The sequence below is a fragment of the Nocardia sp. NPDC059236 genome, assembly GCF_042754085.1.
Taxonomy (GTDB): domain Bacteria; phylum Actinomycetota; class Actinomycetes; order Mycobacteriales; family Mycobacteriaceae; genus Nocardia.
Genome location: NZ_JBHZAF010000002.1, coordinates 101,850 through 117,289, shown reverse-complemented (window position 1 = coordinate 117,289; position 15,440 = coordinate 101,850). Strand labels below are relative to the sequence as shown.

The window sequence follows — 15,440 nt, the reverse complement described above, 5'->3', positions numbered from 1 at the left end:
GGAGGAGTCACGCACCCAATTCTTGCAGTGCCGTCGGCCGGTGGCTGCACTACGGCCGGTGTGGGCCGCCACAAGTTCGGAGCGACCGGTCGCGATGGACCAGATCAGGCGGGGACGAAACGCACTTCATAGGACGTCGGCCACTTCTTGCCGGTGAGGAGGAAGTGGTCGGTGCCGGGGAGGTGGGCGATGCCGTTGAGGACATCGGTGTCGGGGGTGCGGGCGCTGCGGGGGAGCAGGCCGGAGGCGTCGATCGCGGCGAGGACCTCGCCGGTGCCCGGATCGATGCGCAGGATGGTGTTCGTCGGCCAGGTGTTGGCGTAGACGGAACCGTCGGGGGCGCAATCCAGTTCGTTGAGCTCGGCATCCTTGTGGCTGGTCAGCGCCACGCTCCCGGTGATCGCGAAGGTGTGTGGATCGCGGAAGGTGAGGGTCGAGCTGCCATTGCTCATCAGCACGCGATCGTCCCGGGTGCACAGGCCCCAGCCCTCGCCGTCGAAATGCGTGGTGCGCAGTTCCGCGAGGGTGCCCGGGTCGCGGGCGATGGCCACGCCGTTCTTGTAGGTGAGCTGCCACAGCACGTCGCCGGCCCGGGTGATGCCCTCGCCGAACAGGGGCGCGGGCAGGTCGGCGCGGGCGAGTTCGGCGCCGGTGTTCAGGTCCGTGGCCCGGATCGAGGAATGGCCGGCGAGTCCGGTGCCCTCGTAGAGAACCGACCCGTCGACCTCCAAGCCCTCGGTGAACGCGCCCGGGTCGTGCGGCCGCGTGGCGACCACCTCGACCCGCAGCTTCGGCGTGTTGTCGCTGCTGGTGCAGCCGGTCGCGGTCGCAGCCAGGGCCAGGGCCGTGGACAGCGTGATCGTGGCGGCCGCTACCGGTGCACGGCGTTTGCGCTCCATACGGCAAAATGTAGGGCGTGAGCGCGGTTGGAGTTTCGGAGTCCGGTATGCGGCCGATCCTGGCGGAGGCGGTCGAGCTGGCCCGCCGTGCGCTCCTGGACCTGGAACCGGTCGGGGTGGGCGCGCATCTGGGCGTGACCGGCGAGGACGAATCCTCGGCCACCCATCACTTCGAGGCGACACTGCCCGGCTATCGCGGCTGGCAGTGGGCGGTCGTGGTGGCCGCGCCGCCGGAGGCGACCACCGCCACGGTGAGCGAGTCGGCCCTGCTGCCCGGGCCGGACGCGCTGGTGGCGCCCGACTTCATCCCGTGGGATCAGCGCATCCGCCCCGGCGATCTCGCGCCCGGCGATCTGCTGGCCCCGCCACTCGGCGACCCGCGCCTGGTGCCCGGCTATGTCGCCACCGGTGACCCGGCCGTCGACGAGGTCGCCCTCGAGATCGGGCTCGGCCGCACCCAGGTGCTCTCCCGCGAGGGTCGCGAGGAGGCCTCCTACCGCTGGTTCTCCGAATACGGCCCCGAGACCGACATGGCCCGCGCCGCCCCGTCCACCTGCGGCCGCTGCGCCTTCTTCGTTCCCATGGCCGGCGCCCTGGGCGCTGCCTTCGGCGTCTGCGCCAATGCCATGGGCGCCGACGGCCATGTGGTCCACGTCGCCTACGGCTGCGGGGCCCACTCCGACGTCGAACTCCCCACCGGCAGCGGCTCTCCCCTCTACGAGGCCTACGACGACGCCGCCGTGGACCTGTTCCCCACCGCCGACCTCCGCAACGGAACCGGTGCGCTGGAAGCGGAATCCGCCAAGAACGGCGAAGTAGACGGATCCGGCACGGTAGCGGGTGCGGAAGCGCCTGCGAGCGACGCTGATTCGACGCTCACCGTGGCGGACGCCGACGCGACCACCGATGCCGCCACGACCGACGCTGACTCCGACGCGATCGCCGACGCCGCCGCTGAGCCTGCCGCGACTGCTGACGCTGCCGCGACGACCGAGGCCGCGGAGGCCGAACTTGCCGCTGTGGCCGAGGTGGAATCGGGCGAGGCGGACGAATCTGGCGCGGTTCGGACTGCGGAGACCGACACGGTCGCCGCGGACACGAGCGTTGCGGCTGACGCTGATTCGGCGACGGGCCTGACTGATGCCGCGGATGTGCAGGCGGGTGTGGTCGATGCGGACGTCGAGGTCGCCGCTGTTTCGGTGGTGCCCGAGAGCGGCGAGGCCGCAGGACCGTCCGAGAACGCCGAGGCTGCCGGAGCGTCCGAGAAGTCGGTGGCCGCGGACGATTCCGGCGCGGCCGGGTTGTTCGAGGTGCGCGATCCGGATGCGGTGTACGACGATGCGTGGGCCGTGGATGCGGTGCGGGTGGAGCCCGAGACCGGTTCGGCCGAGTCGCGCTGAGGCGCTCGCCCGGATAGGTTGTAGCGCCGCCGGATTCCCGGCGGCGGGTGCGGTTTTCGATGGATCGCGCCGTAGTCCTGTGAAATACCCGGATGCTTGGCTCTGGCGTGCCATCAACGGTTGTGCGGAAGGGGTGTAGGGCGTGGTCGCGACCGATGCGGGGGATCCCTTCGGGACGGCGGAACTGCGGGCCGGGGTGGTGGCCGCCTGGCGCGGGTCGCCCACCCGGTTGCGGGAGGACGCCGCCACGGAGGCGGACCTGGTCCGGGCCGGATACCGGGACCGGCTGCTGACCGAGCTGGCGCAGAACGCCGCCGACGCGGCCGCCAAGGCGGGCGTCGACGGGCGGATCGCGGTGTGGCTGGACGGCCGCACCCTGCATGTGGCCAATACCGGTGCGCCGCTGGATGTTTCGGGCGTGCACGCGCTCACCGCACTGCGGGCCTCGGGGAAGACGGACGCCGCGGCCGTCGGGCAGTTCGGCGTGGGATTCACCGCCGTGCTGACGGTGTCGGACGAGGTGGAGTTCCGTTCGACCGGCGGCTCGGTGCGGTTCTCACGGGCCGAGACCTGGGCGCTGCTCGGCGCGCAGGGCATCGAGATCCCGCAGACACCGGACGATTTCGAGCCGCCCGCGCTGCGACTGGCCTGGGCCACCGCGGAGCAGCCCGTGAACGGCTTCGACAGTGAGATCGTGCTGCGGTTGCGCGAGCACGTGGACACCGTCGCCCTGCTCACGGAGATGCGGTCGGAGGCGGCCGATCTGCTGCTGGAACTGCCCGCGCTGCACGCCATCCGGATCGGTGACGACGAGATCGCCAGTGCTGAACGGGAACTCGGTGACGGCCTCACGGAACTGCGGGTCACCGGCCCGAATTCCGATGAGCGCGTGTGGTGGCAGTACCGCACCGAGCGCGCCCGCTGGCTGCTGCCGGTGCGCGACGGCCGCCCGATCGCCGCCCGCCCCGATGTGCTGCGCGCACCCACCCGTTCCGACGAGGAGCTGTCCATTCCGGCCCTGCTCATCGCCGACATCCCCATGCAGCCGGACCGCCGCCGCCTGCTCCCCGGTGCGCACCTGAGCGCGCTGGCCGCCGGTTACGCCGCGTTCGCGCGCGCCCTGCCGCCGCGCGACCGCCTGGTCCTGGTCCCCACTCCCGGCTTCGCCCGCAGCGAGGCCGACGGCCTGCTCCGCGAGGCCCTGATCGCCGAGCTCCGCGACAACGAGTGGCTTCCGGTCCTCGCCGGCCGTCCGGAACGCGCTGCCGAATACGCCCCGGTGCCAGAAGAATTCGACGCCGCGTTCGGCGAGACGGCAGCCGGCAGTGGTACCGAGGCCGATGAGGTGCGGGCATCGGGCGATCCCGATACCGCGGCCGCGCTCGAACTGGCCGCCGCGCCGGACGTCGACTCGGCCGCCGCGCCGACCGCCAGGGCGAGTGCGGTATGGGAGCAGGAAACCCTGCCGCTGTGGGATCTTCCGGCCCAGGACGAGGCGCCCGGCGACACGGTCGAACCCCACGACGCCATCGGACCGCACGATGTGGTCGCGACCTTCGACTCGACCGAGTTCGAGGAACCATCCCCGGTGGACCTGGGGATGGTTGTGGATGAATCGGCGATCACCGAAACCCTGGGCGCGGATTCGCGGGCGAATGTCGCCTCGCCGCGCCGGGCCACCGTATTCACCGGTGCGACCGTGGAATTGGCCGGTCTGCTGGCGGACATGGCCGGCCCGCTGGTGATTCCGGAGCTGTCCGGCCGCATGTACGCCGATGCCCTCGCCGTGCTGGATGTGCACCGGATCGGCCTGGCGCGGATCGCCGAGCTGTCGAGCAGCCTGGAACGTGACCCGCAGTGGTGGTATTCGCTCTACGACGCCCTGGAGCCGTTCGCGGTGGATCCGCTGGCGGTGGAGGAACTGGGCGCGCTGGCGGTGCCGCTGACCGATGGCCGCCTGGTGACCGGCCCGCGCACGGTGGTGCTGGATGACCGTCTGGAACAGGCGATTCCGGTGCACTGGGCACGTCTGGTGCACCCGGAGGCGGCACACGAGCTGCTGGGCCGGCTGGGTGCGCGCCCGGCCACGCCGGAGGATCTGCTCAATGACGCCGGGCTGCAGGCGGTGCTGGAGGACGATCCGAGCGATCCGGACACCGTCGACGCGGTGCTGAAGCTGGCGGCCACCACCCTGGCCGCGCCGGGTGTCCTCCCGTCCTGGCTGGGCCTGGTCGAATTGCCCGATGTCGACGGCGAATCGACGCCGGCCGACGAACTGCTGCTGCCCGATGCGCCGCTGGCCCGCGTGCTCGTCGAGGATTCGCCCTTCACCACCGTGGACGCCGGCGTGCTCGAGCGCTACGGCCCGGAGGCCCTGCGCGCCATCGGTGTCGGCTGGAGCTTCACCCTGGTCGCCGAGTCGGATCCGACCGGCCCGGACCACCACCTCGACGACGAGGAGACCTGGTGGGAGGGTCTGGCCGAGGATCCGGCCGAACTGGTGGCCGTCCGCGACCTGGACCTGGTGGACGACGCCGAATGGCCGGAGGCGCTGCGGCTGTTGCTGTCCGATGAGACGACCCGCCGGCTGCTCGCGGACCGCGACGGCTACACGGCCTGGTGGCTGCGCCATCACGCCCACGTCGACGGCATTCCGCTGGGCCTGCTGCGCCACCCGGACGACACCCTGTTCGCGGGTCTGCTCCCGCAGCTGCCGGGCTTCGACGCGAACGATCTGGCGGTGCTGCGCGGCGTGCTCGCCGACCCGGAGGTGCTCACCCCCGCGCTGGCCGAGGAACTCCTCGACGCTCTCGCAGATCCGGCGAGAATGCCCACCCCGGAATCGATTTCACAGACGTACCGCTATCTGGCCGAGGCGCTCGACGCGGGCCGCCTGGACACCGAGGATCTGGTGCTGCCGGGTCAGGTGCGCGCCCTCACCGGCGAGGTGATCCCGGCCGCGGACGCCCTGGTGCTGGATCGCCCGTGGCTGGGCCCGGCGCTGCCCGCCGACCGGCTGGTCGTGGGTGACCTGGCGTCGGCACGTCCGCTGGCCACGCTGCTGGATCTGCCGCTGGCCTCGGAGGCGGTGACGGCGGAGGTGGTGAGCACCGGCCGGGAGACCAGCTGGACCGCCGAGCCGCTGGGCGTGCTGCTGCGCCTGCAGTTCGACTTGCAGCTGCCCGCAGGCGATCTCGTCGTGCACGACGAACTCCGGGTCCGGCTGACGGGTGCGTTCGAGGCCACGGTGACGGTCGCGTGGTGGCGGGAGGGCGATATCACCCACGTGCAGGCGCAGCCGCAGAACTTCTCGCGCCGCTGAGGATGCGTGCCGGCCCGAATGGCCGTGCGCGGGCCCGGCCTGGTTGAGATACACAGGCGGGCAGGCGAATTCGGGTCCGGCGCGGGCGGTGCTGCACAGTGCCCGCGCCGGAGCGGGGGGAGGCCCGGGTCAGGCCGCGTGGGCTGCCACGGTGGTGGCGAGGACATCCAATTGCTGACGGACGGCGGCGCTGTCGTTGTCGACCAGCCAGCGCAGCACGATGCCGTCGATGGCCGCCAGTATGAAACGGGACAGCGTGTCGACGGGAACGGTCCAGGAGGTGCCGGTGGCTTCGCGCGCGTGTTCGATGACGTCGGCGACCGTGGAGTCGTTGAAGGTGTACTGCTCGCGTGCGATGGCGAGTTTCGCGGGCGTCTGCTCGCCTTCGCGTAGGGCGTAGGTGGTGGTTTCGTAGGTGAGTAGTTGGCGCTCCGGAGTGGCTTCGATGTTGAGCCACATGAGTTCCAGACCGGCGCGCACCAATTGTTGCAGCGCTTCTTTTCCGGTTCCGACGTCCTGCCATACCGTTTCGTTGGCATCGACGGAATCGCGCAATTCCATCGAGAGCGCCTTGACCAGCTCGGTCATCAGCTGATCTTTGTTTTCGAAACAGTAATGCACCACACCGAGGGAAACACCGGCTGCCTGGGCAACATCGCGCGTGGTAACTCCTGCCACGCCCTTTTTTTCGGCAAGGCCGATGGCTGCCTCGATAAGGTGGGCCCGTCGTTCTTCGACGCTCAATCGGGAGGACACTCCAGGGAGTTAAGCCTCCGAGGCGCGTGCAGTCAATTCGCACGGTCCGCAAGTTCGTTTTGTCAGGCCCCTCTGGACGGGCGACCAGTCGCTTCTGGTGCTAATCCGAGCCCGGGGTCCGCTAATCCAGACCGAGTTGTGCGCCTTTGTCCCCGCGCCGCGCGCTCCGGCGCTGAATCGTGAAGATCGTGTAGCCGAGCAGACCCACCGCCAGACCCATCAGGCAGACCGGACGCGCGGTCGCCCACGCGTCGTTCGCCCACACCGCCACCGTCGCGATCAGGAAACCGATGGTGCCCACGGCCAGCACCGGGCGCGGATCGGTGAAGCGCGGGGGAATCTCCGGAACGGGCGGCGTGGTCACCCCACCAGACTAGAGGGCAGGGGCCGGTTCGGGTGGCGCGCCGGGGCGGCCGGCCCCCACGCACCGGAACAGCCGACTCCCGCGCGGGCGGTCCCGTATCGTTTGCCTCTGTGACAACGCCTTCCGACATTCGAGCGCTCGCCGGTGAACTTTCGCTGGCGGTAGTGCGCTTGACTCGGCATCTGCGAGGCCGGCGGGCCGATGCCCAGATTTCGCTGACCCAGCTGTCCGCGCTCGCCACGCTGAATCGGGAGGGCGCCATGACGCCGGGCACGCTGGCCGCCAAGGAGCGGGTGCAGCCGCCGTCGATGACCCGGGTCATCGCCTCGCTGTCGGAAATGGATCTGGTGGAACGCAATCCGCACCCCACCGACGGGCGGCAGATCATCGTGTCGCTGTCCGACGCCGGGCGGGCCCTGATCGCCGACGAGAACCAGGCCCGCGAGGCCTGGATGACCGATCAGCTGTCCCGGCTGTCCCCCGCCCAGGTCGGCGTGCTCGCCGAGGCGGTCGGGATCATGAAGCAGATCGTCGACGAATCCGAGTGATTCAGTAGCCGAAACGCCGGTCGCTGTCGACGATTTCGCGGCCCAGAGGGAACAGCGAGATCGGGATCAGCTTGAGATTGGCCCAGGCGAACGGGATCCCGATGATGGTGACGGCGAGGGCAATGCTGGTCATCAGGTGGCCCAGCGCCAGCCACCAGCCCGCCACGATGATCCAGACGATGTTGCCGAGCATCGAGCCCACGCCCGCGCTCGGCTTCTCCACCGCTTCCCGGCCGAAGGGCCAGAGCACGAAGTAGGCGATGCGGAAGGATGCGACGCCCCACGGGATGGTCACGATCAGCACGCAGCAGATCAGCCCGGCGACGACATAGCCGATGGCCATCCAGAATCCGACCAGCACGAGCCACAGGACGTTGAGTATCAACTGGATGGGTTTCACGTATCCCAGCATGCCAGCGTCCGGTGCTCACCCACCACCGGGAAAACCCTGAACTCGCCAAGGGTGACCCTCGTCCGAATTGGGTGAAATACCCCGAAAGGTGGGTTGAAGCATTGATCCGCCGTTAATGTCTCGCTATCTAGAGCTCATGCAGCTCTATTCATTCTTTCTGGCAAGAAAAGAATCGGGAGCGCATTTTGAGCAAATTGATGCGACTATCGGTGGCTCTGACGGCCCTGGCCTAGGCGGCCACCAGCACGCTCGTCGCGTGCAGCAGTCGACTCAGAAGAACCAGCCGAGTTCGGCGTCGCGTTCGGCGGCGAACGCCTCGTCGAATGCGCGCAGCACGGTCGCGTCCTTGGCCTGGATCCGGTTGGCGGCGGCGAAGACCCGGGCCCGGTACGCGCCGAAGTAGAGGCTGCCGAGTACATCGATGCCGAGCTCCAGATCCGGGGTGCGGCCGGTGGGCGCGCACTCGGCGATGCCGTCGCGCACCCGCAGCGCGAAGCTGCCGCCCGCGTCGCGGAACGGATCGTCCACGGACAGCACGACATCCAGATCCCGCTGGTAGGTGCGGGCGGTGAGAGCGGCGGGGACGTCCATGACCCGGGTCCACAGCGCGTCGTGGCGGCCGGTGACGCGCACCAGACGCGGATTCGTGACCAGGTAGGGGAGTGGATCGTTATCACTCAGCGTGGCCTCGACCGTGTCCACCAGATCCAGGCTCAGCAGCACCCGCCAGAGCGCGACATGGGCTTCCGCTGTGACAGCCCGCAATTCACGGACCGTGGCGGTGTTCTTGTCCCCGTGCCAGGCGCGCCGCAGGATGGCGTAGCCGTCCGGATGGATCAGGAAGAACTGCGGTGAGCTCTCCTCGCTCTGCACCACGTCGGCGAAGAACCGCTGCTGCCAGCGGGCTGCGGGCCGCGCCTGCGCGCCCGGGACCAGCCGCCGCCAGCGGTCGTAGATCTCGGGCAACCGGAGCTTCGCCTCTTCCCGGTCGGCGACCTGCACCCCTCCGGGATCCGGTGTGGTGGAACGGAATTCGGCGGTGCGCCCGCGCACGGATATCCCGTTCTCGACAATGGACGGGCCGTAGCCGAAGCGGCCGTAGATGGTGCCCTCGCTGGCGGTGAAGATGGTGAGCGGTATGCCCTCGGCCTCGGTGCGCCGATGCTGCTCGGTGTAGAGCGCCCGCAGAATGCCGCGCCGCCGATGGGTGGGCGCGACCACGACGCTGCTGACGCCGCAGGCCTGCACGGTGTGCGCGCCGGGCACGGTGACGGTCATGGTGCGGTCGTTGGTGTGCCCGACGATGCGATCGCCGTCCACGGCCACCAGGGCCCGCTCGGTCGGAAAGACGTCGCCGCCGTATTCCAGATCGGCCGGGCCGACCCGCATCCCGAAGCAGATCTCCGAGAGCCGGATGATCTCCGCCCGCTCGTCCGCTCGCGCCGAACGCACGGTAATGCCATTCGTCGATGCCATACCCCGAACATCCCACGTATTACCGGGCCTCGCACCCGATTTTCTCCGGCGCCACCTGCCGCCCCCGCCGCGGCAGGTGACACCGGAGCTGAGATCGTTTCCCTCTCACGGGAACAAGATTGCCGTCGCACCCCAGCGAGATTCTCAACAAGACCTTGTGAACGACGAACCCCGCCGCAACCATGCGTTGCGGCGGGGTTCGTCGGAAACCCTTCGGGCACAGGGCTCGTCGGGGTCAGCGACCGTTGATCTGCATGTAGTCGCGCTCGCCGTAGCCGGTGTAGATCTGGCGCGGACGGCCGATCTTCAGCGGCTCGCGGTGCATTTCGCGCCAGTGGGCGATCCAGCCCGGCAGGCGGCCCATGGCGAAGAGCACGGTGAACATGCGGGTCGGGAAGCCCATGGCCCGGTAGATGACGCCGGTGTAGAAGTCGACGTTCGGGTACAGGCGACGCTCGATGAAGTACTCATCGGTGAGGGCGGCCTCTTCGAGGGACTTGGCGATCTCGAGCAGCTGGTCGTCGCCGCCGATCTTGGCCAGGATGTTGTCCGCGACCTGCTTGACCAGGGTGGCGCGCGGGTCGTAGTTGCGGTAGACGCGGTGCCCGAAGCCCATGAGCTTCACGCCGTCTTCCTTGTTCTTGACCTTGCGGACGAACTCCTTGACGTCGCCGCCGCTGGCCTTGATGTCGTCCAGCATCTCCAGCACGGCCTGGTTGGCGCCGCCGTGCAGCGGGCCCCACAGCGCGTTGATGCCGCCGGAGACGGAGGTGAACAGGTTGGCGTCGGACGAACCCACCAGGCGCACAGTCGAAGTCGAGCAGTTCTGCTCGTGGTCGGCGTGCAGGATGAGCAGCATGTCCAGCGCCGCGGCGATCTCCGGGTCGACCTCGTAGGGCTCGGCCGGGAAGCCGAAGGTCATCCGCAGGAAGTTCTCCACCAGCGACAGCGAGTTGTCCGGGTACAGGAACGGCTGGCCGACCGACTTCTTGTACGCGTAGGCCGCGATGGTCGGCAGCTTGGCGAGCAGCCGGATGGTGGACAGCTCGACCTGCTCGGGGTCGCGCGGGTCCAGCGAGTCCTGGTAGTAGGCCGACAGCGCGTTGACCGCGGAGGACAGCACCGGCATCGGGTGCGCGTTGCGCGGGAAGCCGTCGAAGAACCGCTTCAGGTCCTCGTGCAGCAGGGTGTGCCGGCGGATCCGGTCGGTGAAGTCGTCGAGCTGGGCCTGGGTCGGCAGCTCGCCGTAGATCAGCAGGTAGCTGACCTCGATGAAGGTCGACTTACCGGCCAGCTGCTCGATCGGGTACCCGCGGTAGCGCAGGATGCCCGCCTCGCCGTCGATGTAGGTGATGGCCGACTTGGTCGAGGCGGTGTTCATGAAACCGGGGTCATAGGTGACGTACCCGGTGCTGGCGAGCAGCTTGCCCAGGTCGATCCCGTCATTGCCCTCGACAGCCTTGGCGACGGTCATCGGGTACTCGCCGCCCGGGTATTGCAGTACCGGCTTGGCGTCGTCGTCGACGTTGATGATGTTCTCAGCGGGCACGGAAGGATCCCTCTCAGGCTTGTAACCGTAGGCATCGGACACGGTCGGCGTGCGATGCGCTCGAGTCAACGCTAGCCGCTGTCCACTACGCCCGACCAATGAGGGTGGCTCTTTGCTACCTCACAGTCACATCGTTCGCAGGTGAGGAGAGCGGCGGTCATGTGCTATGAGCATGAACCCCGCGACATCACGCGAGCTGCACCTCCGGATACGCACGTGCCACCCGGTATCGAACGAACGCCGGAAACGCCACGGCCGCGATCATCATGCCGATCACGACCAGGACGCCACCGCCGGCCGCGGCCGTCGCGGTACCCACCGCCGCGGCCGCGAAACCGTGCGCAACATCACCGATGCGCGGTCCACCCGCCACGACGACGATGAAGACCCCTTGCAGTCGTCCGCGCATCTCGTCGGTCGCCACCGACTGCAGCATGGTGGTGCGCAGGGCCGCGGAGAACATGTCCACCGCCCCGCCGAAAGCCAGGCAGGCCAGCGCGATCCAGAGTGCGAGCGTCATGCTCAGCCCGTGCCCGACCAGGCCCACGGCCAGGCCGAACCCGACCATGCCCAGCCCCCACAGCACGATGCAGACCACCACGGCCAGACCCTGCCGCCGCACCCGCGACAGCCAGCCGGAGAACACCCCGCCCAGCACCGCGCCCACCGACATGGCCGCGAACAGCAGGCCCAGTGCCGTTCCGCCGGAAGCGGTGTCGCCGAAGCTGTCCTGGGCGATCTGCGGGAACAGGGCGCGCGGCATGCCGAACACCATGGCCACCACGTCGACCGCGAACGAGGCCAGCAGGATGCGCTGGGTGGCCAGGTAGGCGAAACCGTCGAACACCTCGCGCAGGCCCGCGCGCCGGGTCTCGCCGTGCGGCGGGATGGGCGGCAGCTTCCAGGTGGCCCACAGCGTGGCCAGCAGCGCGATGGAGTCGATCAGATACAGCGTGGCCAGGCCCGCGAACGGAATCAGCATGCCCGCCAGCACGGGACCGGCGATGGCGCCGAACTGCATGACCGTCATGCTCAGCGAATTGGCCGCGGGCAGCTGCTCGGGCGGCAACAGCCGGGGGTAGATGGCGCTGCGCGCGGGCTGGTTCATGGCGAAGAACGCCTGCTGCACCGAGAACAGGATCAGCACCAGCCAGGCATTGTTCAGCCCGGCGGCGGCCTGCGCCCAGAAGGCCAGCGAGGTCAGGCCGGTGCCCGCACTGGTGACGAGCAGCATTTTGCGGCGGTCCATGGCGTCGGCGAGCGCGCCGCCCCAGAGGCCGAAGACGATGAGCGGGATGAGGCCGAACAGCCCGGCCAGGCCGACATACGAAGAGCTGTGGGTGATGTCGTAGAGCTGTTTGGGGACGGCAACGACGGACAGCTGCGCGCCGATCACGGTGACGATGCCGGTGGTCCAGAGCCTCCGGTAGTCGGGATTCCGTAATGGAGTTATGTCGGCGAGCAGCTTCACCGGCCCAACCTAGCGACGTCGAAGAGCGCTTGGGAAGGCATTTTGGGCCGATCATCCCATCATTTGAACGTGAGATATCCAACTCTTTCGGGCCGGCGAGGGTCGGTCAGGGTTGCAGGCGTTCGACTTTCATGACCGACACGTCGGTATTGCCCGGTTCGACGGTGACCCGGATGCGGTTGTGCATGCGGCTGCGGCGGCCCTGCCAGAACTCCACGGTCTCCGGCTGAATCTGGAAGCCGCCCCAGAACGGTGGCACCGGGATGTCGCCGACCTCGGCGAACCGGGCGGCCGTCGTCTCCATCTGCCGGTCCAGCTCGGCACGGGAGGCGATGGGCCGCGACTGCTCCGAGGCCCATGCTCCCAGCCGGGAACCGCGCGGACGGGACTGCCAGTACACCTCGGTGGCCTCGGCCGAGACCCGCCGCACCGGCCCGCGCACGGTGACCTGCCGGCCCATGGCGGGCCACACGAAAGTGGCCGAGGCATACGGGGTTCGGGTCAGCTGGCGGCCCTTGAACGATTCGTAATTCGTGTAAAAAGTCACACCTTCGGGAGAAAGCCCCTTGCACAGGACAGTTCGCGACGCGGGCCGCGGACCGGTTTCGGTGATCTCGACGGTGCTCAGCACCATCGAGTTCGGATCGGTCATGCCCGCGCTGGTCGCGTCCTCGATCCAGTTGCGCAGCAACGGCTCCCAGCCGTCGGACAGCCAGGTCTCGTCGAGGTCGGTTTCCGGGCCCGGATGGTTGTCGCCCTGATCGACTCCGTACTCGACCCGCAGGGCAGCCATGTCGACGTCGGGCGTGGCTAATTTCTCCTGGTCAACCATGGGGCAGACGTTACTCCGGAGTAATGCGGGGGTTAAGCTCCAGTTGATCGGCGTGGCTGCCCAAAGATCGGGCGCCCGACTTTGCAAGGAGAGTCACAACATGACTGCCAGCGCTGCGGTACCAAGCTCGGTCGTCCCCGACGGCTTCGTGAGCGGTCTCGAGGGAGTGGTGGCCTTCACCACCGATATCGCCGAACCCGACAAGGACGGCGGTGCACTGCGGTACCGCGGCGTCGACATCGAGGACCTCGTCGGCAACTCGGTCACCTTCGGCGACGTGTGGGCCCTGCTGGTCGACGGCGAATTCGGCCGCGGCCTACCGCCCGCCGAGCCGTTCCCGCTCCCCATCCACACCGGCGACGTGCGCGTCGACGTGCAGGCCGGCCTGGCCATGCTGGCCCCGATCTGGGGCTACGAGCCGCTGCTCGACATCGACGACGACACCGCCCGCGAGAACCTCGCCCGGGCCTCGGTCATGGCGCTGTCCTACGTCGCCCAGTCGGCGCGCGGCATCTACCAGCCGGCCGTGCCACAGGCGAAGATCGACGAATCGGCCACCATTACCGAGCGGTTCATGACCCGCTGGAAGGGTGACCCGGACCCGCGCCACATCGAGGCCATCGACGCCTACTGGGTGTCGGCCGCCGAGCACGGCATGAACGCCTCCACCTTCACCGCCCGCGTCATCGCCTCCACCGGCGCCGACGTGGCGGCCTCGCTGTCCGGCGCCATCGGCGCCATGTCCGGCCCGCTGCACGGTGGCGCCCCGGCCCGGGTGCTGCCCATGATCGAAGCCGTCGAGAAGACCGGCGACGCACGGGCTCTGGTCAAGGGCATCCTGGACCGCAAGGAGAAGCTGATGGGCTTCGGCCACCGGGTCTACCGGGCCGAGGACCCGCGCGCCCGCGTGCTGCGCGCCACCGCCAAGCGCCTCGACGCCCCGCGCTACGAGGTCGCCGCCGCCCTGGAGCAGGCCGCCCTGGCCGAGCTGCGCGAGCGCCGCCCCGACCGCGCCATCGAGACCAACGTCGAGTTCTGGGCCGCGGTGATCCTGGACTTCGCCGAGGTCCCGGCGCACATGATGCCCGCCATGTTCACCTGTGGCCGCACCGCCGGCTGGTGTGCCCACATCCTGGAGCAGAAGAAGCTGGGCAAGCTGGTCCGCCCGGCCGCGATCTACACCGGCCCGGCCCCGCGCAAGCCCGACGCCGTCCCGGGCTGGGATCTGGTGTCGCACAAGTAATCCGGTTCGAACACGACGGTGGCCCGCAGCGAGAATCGCTGCGGGCCACCGTTTTTCACATCCGTCCCCGGGTCACCCCCCAGCCCCGGGAAGCTCTCAGCCCTTCACCACGATGGTGCTGACGATCTTGTCGGCGAAGGTCTGCTTCTTGTCGTCCCAGGCGGGCCACAGGAAGCCGAGGTAGCAGGGGAGGGCGTCGATGAAGTGCAGCAGGCGGCGGCCGATGGCGAGACCGAAACCGACCGGCTGGCCGGTGGATTCGCGGACCAACCGGATACCGACCACGCGCTTGCCCGGGGTCTGGCCGGTGGTGCCCTCCTGGTGGCTGATGAACAGCAGGCCCGCGACGCCGACGACGAAGGCGAGCAGCAGGCAGATGACGCCCACCGCGTTCATCCCACCGCCCGTGCAGGACGTGTGGTAGGTGCCGGGCGTGACGCTGCACTGCACCTTCGACGTGCCGGCGGTGACCGCGATGGTCCGCAGGATCGTGCCGGGCAGAACCCAGATCGCGCCGTCGATCAGGTACGCGCCCACACGCGCGCCCCAGCTCGCATACTGTGCCCCGTACCCTCCGAACGGCGCATAGCCGGGCTGCGGCGCCCCGTACGCGGGTTGCGCTGCGCCGTAAGCAGGTTGGGGCGCGCTGTATGCGGGCTGCTGCGGAGCGCCGTAGGGGGACTGGGCGTCATAGCCGGGCTGCGGAGCCCCGTACGCGGGTTGCGGGGCGCCGTACGCGGGCTGGGGCGCACCGTAACCAGGTTGGGGTGCGCCGTAGGCGGGCTGCTGCGGCGCGCCGTAGCCGGGCTGGGGTGCGCCGTAGCCCGGGGCGGGCTGATCGGCGGGCGGGTAGCCGTATCCGGGCTGCTGCTGCGGGTACGGGTTGTTCGGGTATGTCAATGCGTTTCCTTGCAAAGGGATTGTTTCGGTCGGGCAGGCTACAGTCTGGAGCAATCCGGCCTTCGGGATGAACTGAAAATCCGACACGCCGTGAGCGCTGCGCGATTGCTGATCCGCTCACCAGCGGCGGCGTCCCGAGGTGCTCGTATTCGGGCTGCGGCGGCGAATCCTGCAGTGGAACAATGGATTACATCTGCACCAACGGCGGTGGCGAATTGGTTGCCGGATCGCAACGGTTGGAACAATCATGATCGCGGTCCTGGCTACT

12 protein-coding genes and 1 pseudogene are annotated in these 15,440 nt (G+C 69.0%); 4 read left to right on the top strand and 9 right to left on the bottom strand.

The window, feature by feature from the left end:
* Window positions 1–104: 104 nt before the first annotated feature.
* On the bottom strand, window positions 105–899 hold the full coding sequence (locus ACFXIV_RS05635) for a glutaminyl-peptide cyclotransferase (protein WP_379397889.1): 795 nt from the start codon (window positions 897–899) through the stop codon (window positions 105–107).
* 47 nt (window positions 900–946) lie between these two features.
* Here ACFXIV_RS05635 and ACFXIV_RS05630 point away from each other — a divergent pair.
* A pseudogene (locus ACFXIV_RS05630) lies at window positions 947–1,759 on the top strand (DUF3027 domain-containing protein); the annotation flags it as partial.
* A gap of 682 nt (window positions 1,760–2,441) precedes the next feature.
* Complete coding sequence (locus ACFXIV_RS05625; RefSeq protein WP_379397887.1) at window positions 2,442–5,621, top strand: sacsin N-terminal ATP-binding-like domain-containing protein; 3,180 nt, start codon at window positions 2,442–2,444, stop codon at window positions 5,619–5,621.
* A gap of 129 nt (window positions 5,622–5,750) precedes the next feature.
* Here the strand turns inward: ACFXIV_RS05625 and ACFXIV_RS05620 are convergent, their stop codons facing one another.
* Both ACFXIV_RS05620 and ACFXIV_RS05615 read right to left on the bottom strand, forming a co-directional pair.
* Window positions 5,751–6,365: a TetR/AcrR family transcriptional regulator gene (locus ACFXIV_RS05620; RefSeq protein ID WP_379397885.1), complete on the bottom strand. Its 615-nt coding sequence runs from the start codon at window positions 6,363–6,365 to the stop codon at window positions 5,751–5,753.
* Window positions 6,366–6,498: 133 nt separating this feature from the next.
* The gene (locus tag ACFXIV_RS05615) at window positions 6,499–6,741 is read right to left on the bottom strand and encodes a DUF2530 domain-containing protein (RefSeq protein ID WP_379397883.1); all 243 of its coding nucleotides are present in this window, start codon (window positions 6,739–6,741) and stop codon (window positions 6,499–6,501) included.
* 110 nt (window positions 6,742–6,851) lie between these two features.
* Here ACFXIV_RS05615 and ACFXIV_RS05610 point away from each other — a divergent pair, with 110 nt between their 5' ends.
* Window positions 6,852–7,289, top strand: coding sequence for a MarR family transcriptional regulator (locus tag ACFXIV_RS05610; RefSeq protein WP_354830859.1), 438 nt, complete (start codon window positions 6,852–6,854; stop codon window positions 7,287–7,289).
* A 1-nt stretch (window position 7,290) separates the two neighbouring features.
* On the opposite strand, the gene ACFXIV_RS05605 is transcribed toward ACFXIV_RS05610, so the two are convergent.
* From ACFXIV_RS05605 to pdxH, 5 genes are all read right to left on the bottom strand, one after another.
* Window positions 7,291–7,680: a YccF domain-containing protein gene (locus tag ACFXIV_RS05605; RefSeq protein WP_379398247.1), complete on the bottom strand. Its 390-nt coding sequence runs from the start codon at window positions 7,678–7,680 to the stop codon at window positions 7,291–7,293.
* Window positions 7,681–7,971: 291 nt separating this feature from the next.
* Window positions 7,972–9,177: a GNAT family N-acetyltransferase gene (locus ACFXIV_RS05600; RefSeq protein WP_379397881.1), complete on the bottom strand. Its 1,206-nt coding sequence runs from the start codon at window positions 9,175–9,177 to the stop codon at window positions 7,972–7,974.
* A 235-nt stretch (window positions 9,178–9,412) separates the two neighbouring features.
* A complete protein-coding gene (locus ACFXIV_RS05595; protein WP_379397879.1) occupies window positions 9,413–10,726 on the bottom strand; it encodes a citrate synthase in 1,314 nt (437 codons plus the stop codon).
* A gap of 187 nt (window positions 10,727–10,913) precedes the next feature.
* The gene (locus ACFXIV_RS05590) at window positions 10,914–12,197 is read right to left on the bottom strand and encodes an MFS transporter (protein ID WP_379397877.1); all 1,284 of its coding nucleotides are present in this window, start codon (window positions 12,195–12,197) and stop codon (window positions 10,914–10,916) included.
* Window positions 12,198–12,303: 106 nt separating this feature from the next.
* Window positions 12,304–13,029, bottom strand: a complete 726-nt coding sequence (gene pdxH, locus ACFXIV_RS05585) for a pyridoxamine 5'-phosphate oxidase (RefSeq protein WP_379397875.1) — start codon at window positions 13,027–13,029, stop codon at window positions 12,304–12,306.
* A gap of 100 nt (window positions 13,030–13,129) precedes the next feature.
* On the opposite strand from pdxH, the gene ACFXIV_RS05580 reads away from it, so the two are divergent.
* Window positions 13,130–14,272, top strand: coding sequence for a citrate synthase 2 (locus ACFXIV_RS05580; protein ID WP_354830844.1), 1,143 nt, complete (start codon window positions 13,130–13,132; stop codon window positions 14,270–14,272).
* Window positions 14,273–14,368: 96 nt separating this feature from the next.
* On the opposite strand, the gene ACFXIV_RS05575 is transcribed toward ACFXIV_RS05580, so the two are convergent.
* Window positions 14,369–15,172 (bottom strand): RDD family protein, encoded by an 804-nt coding sequence (locus ACFXIV_RS05575; protein ID WP_379397873.1) that lies wholly within the window; start codon window positions 15,170–15,172, stop codon window positions 14,369–14,371.
* Between the last annotated feature and the right edge of the window lie 268 nt (window positions 15,173–15,440).

Excerpts from the sequence above, each read along its gene's own strand:
- ACFXIV_RS05635 (WP_379397889.1), bottom strand. The coding sequence starts at position 899 with ATGGAGCGCAAACGCCGTGCACCGGTAGCGGCCGCCACGATCACGCTG.
- ACFXIV_RS05600 (WP_379397881.1), bottom strand. The coding sequence starts at position 9,177 with ATGGCATCGACGAATGGCATTACCGTGCGTTCGGCGCGAGCGGACGAG.
- pdxH (WP_379397875.1), bottom strand. The coding sequence starts at position 13,029 with ATGGTTGACCAGGAGAAATTAGCCACGCCCGACGTCGACATGGCTGCC.
- ACFXIV_RS05580 (WP_354830844.1), top strand. The coding sequence starts at position 13,130 with ATGACTGCCAGCGCTGCGGTACCAAGCTCGGTCGTCCCCGACGGCTTC.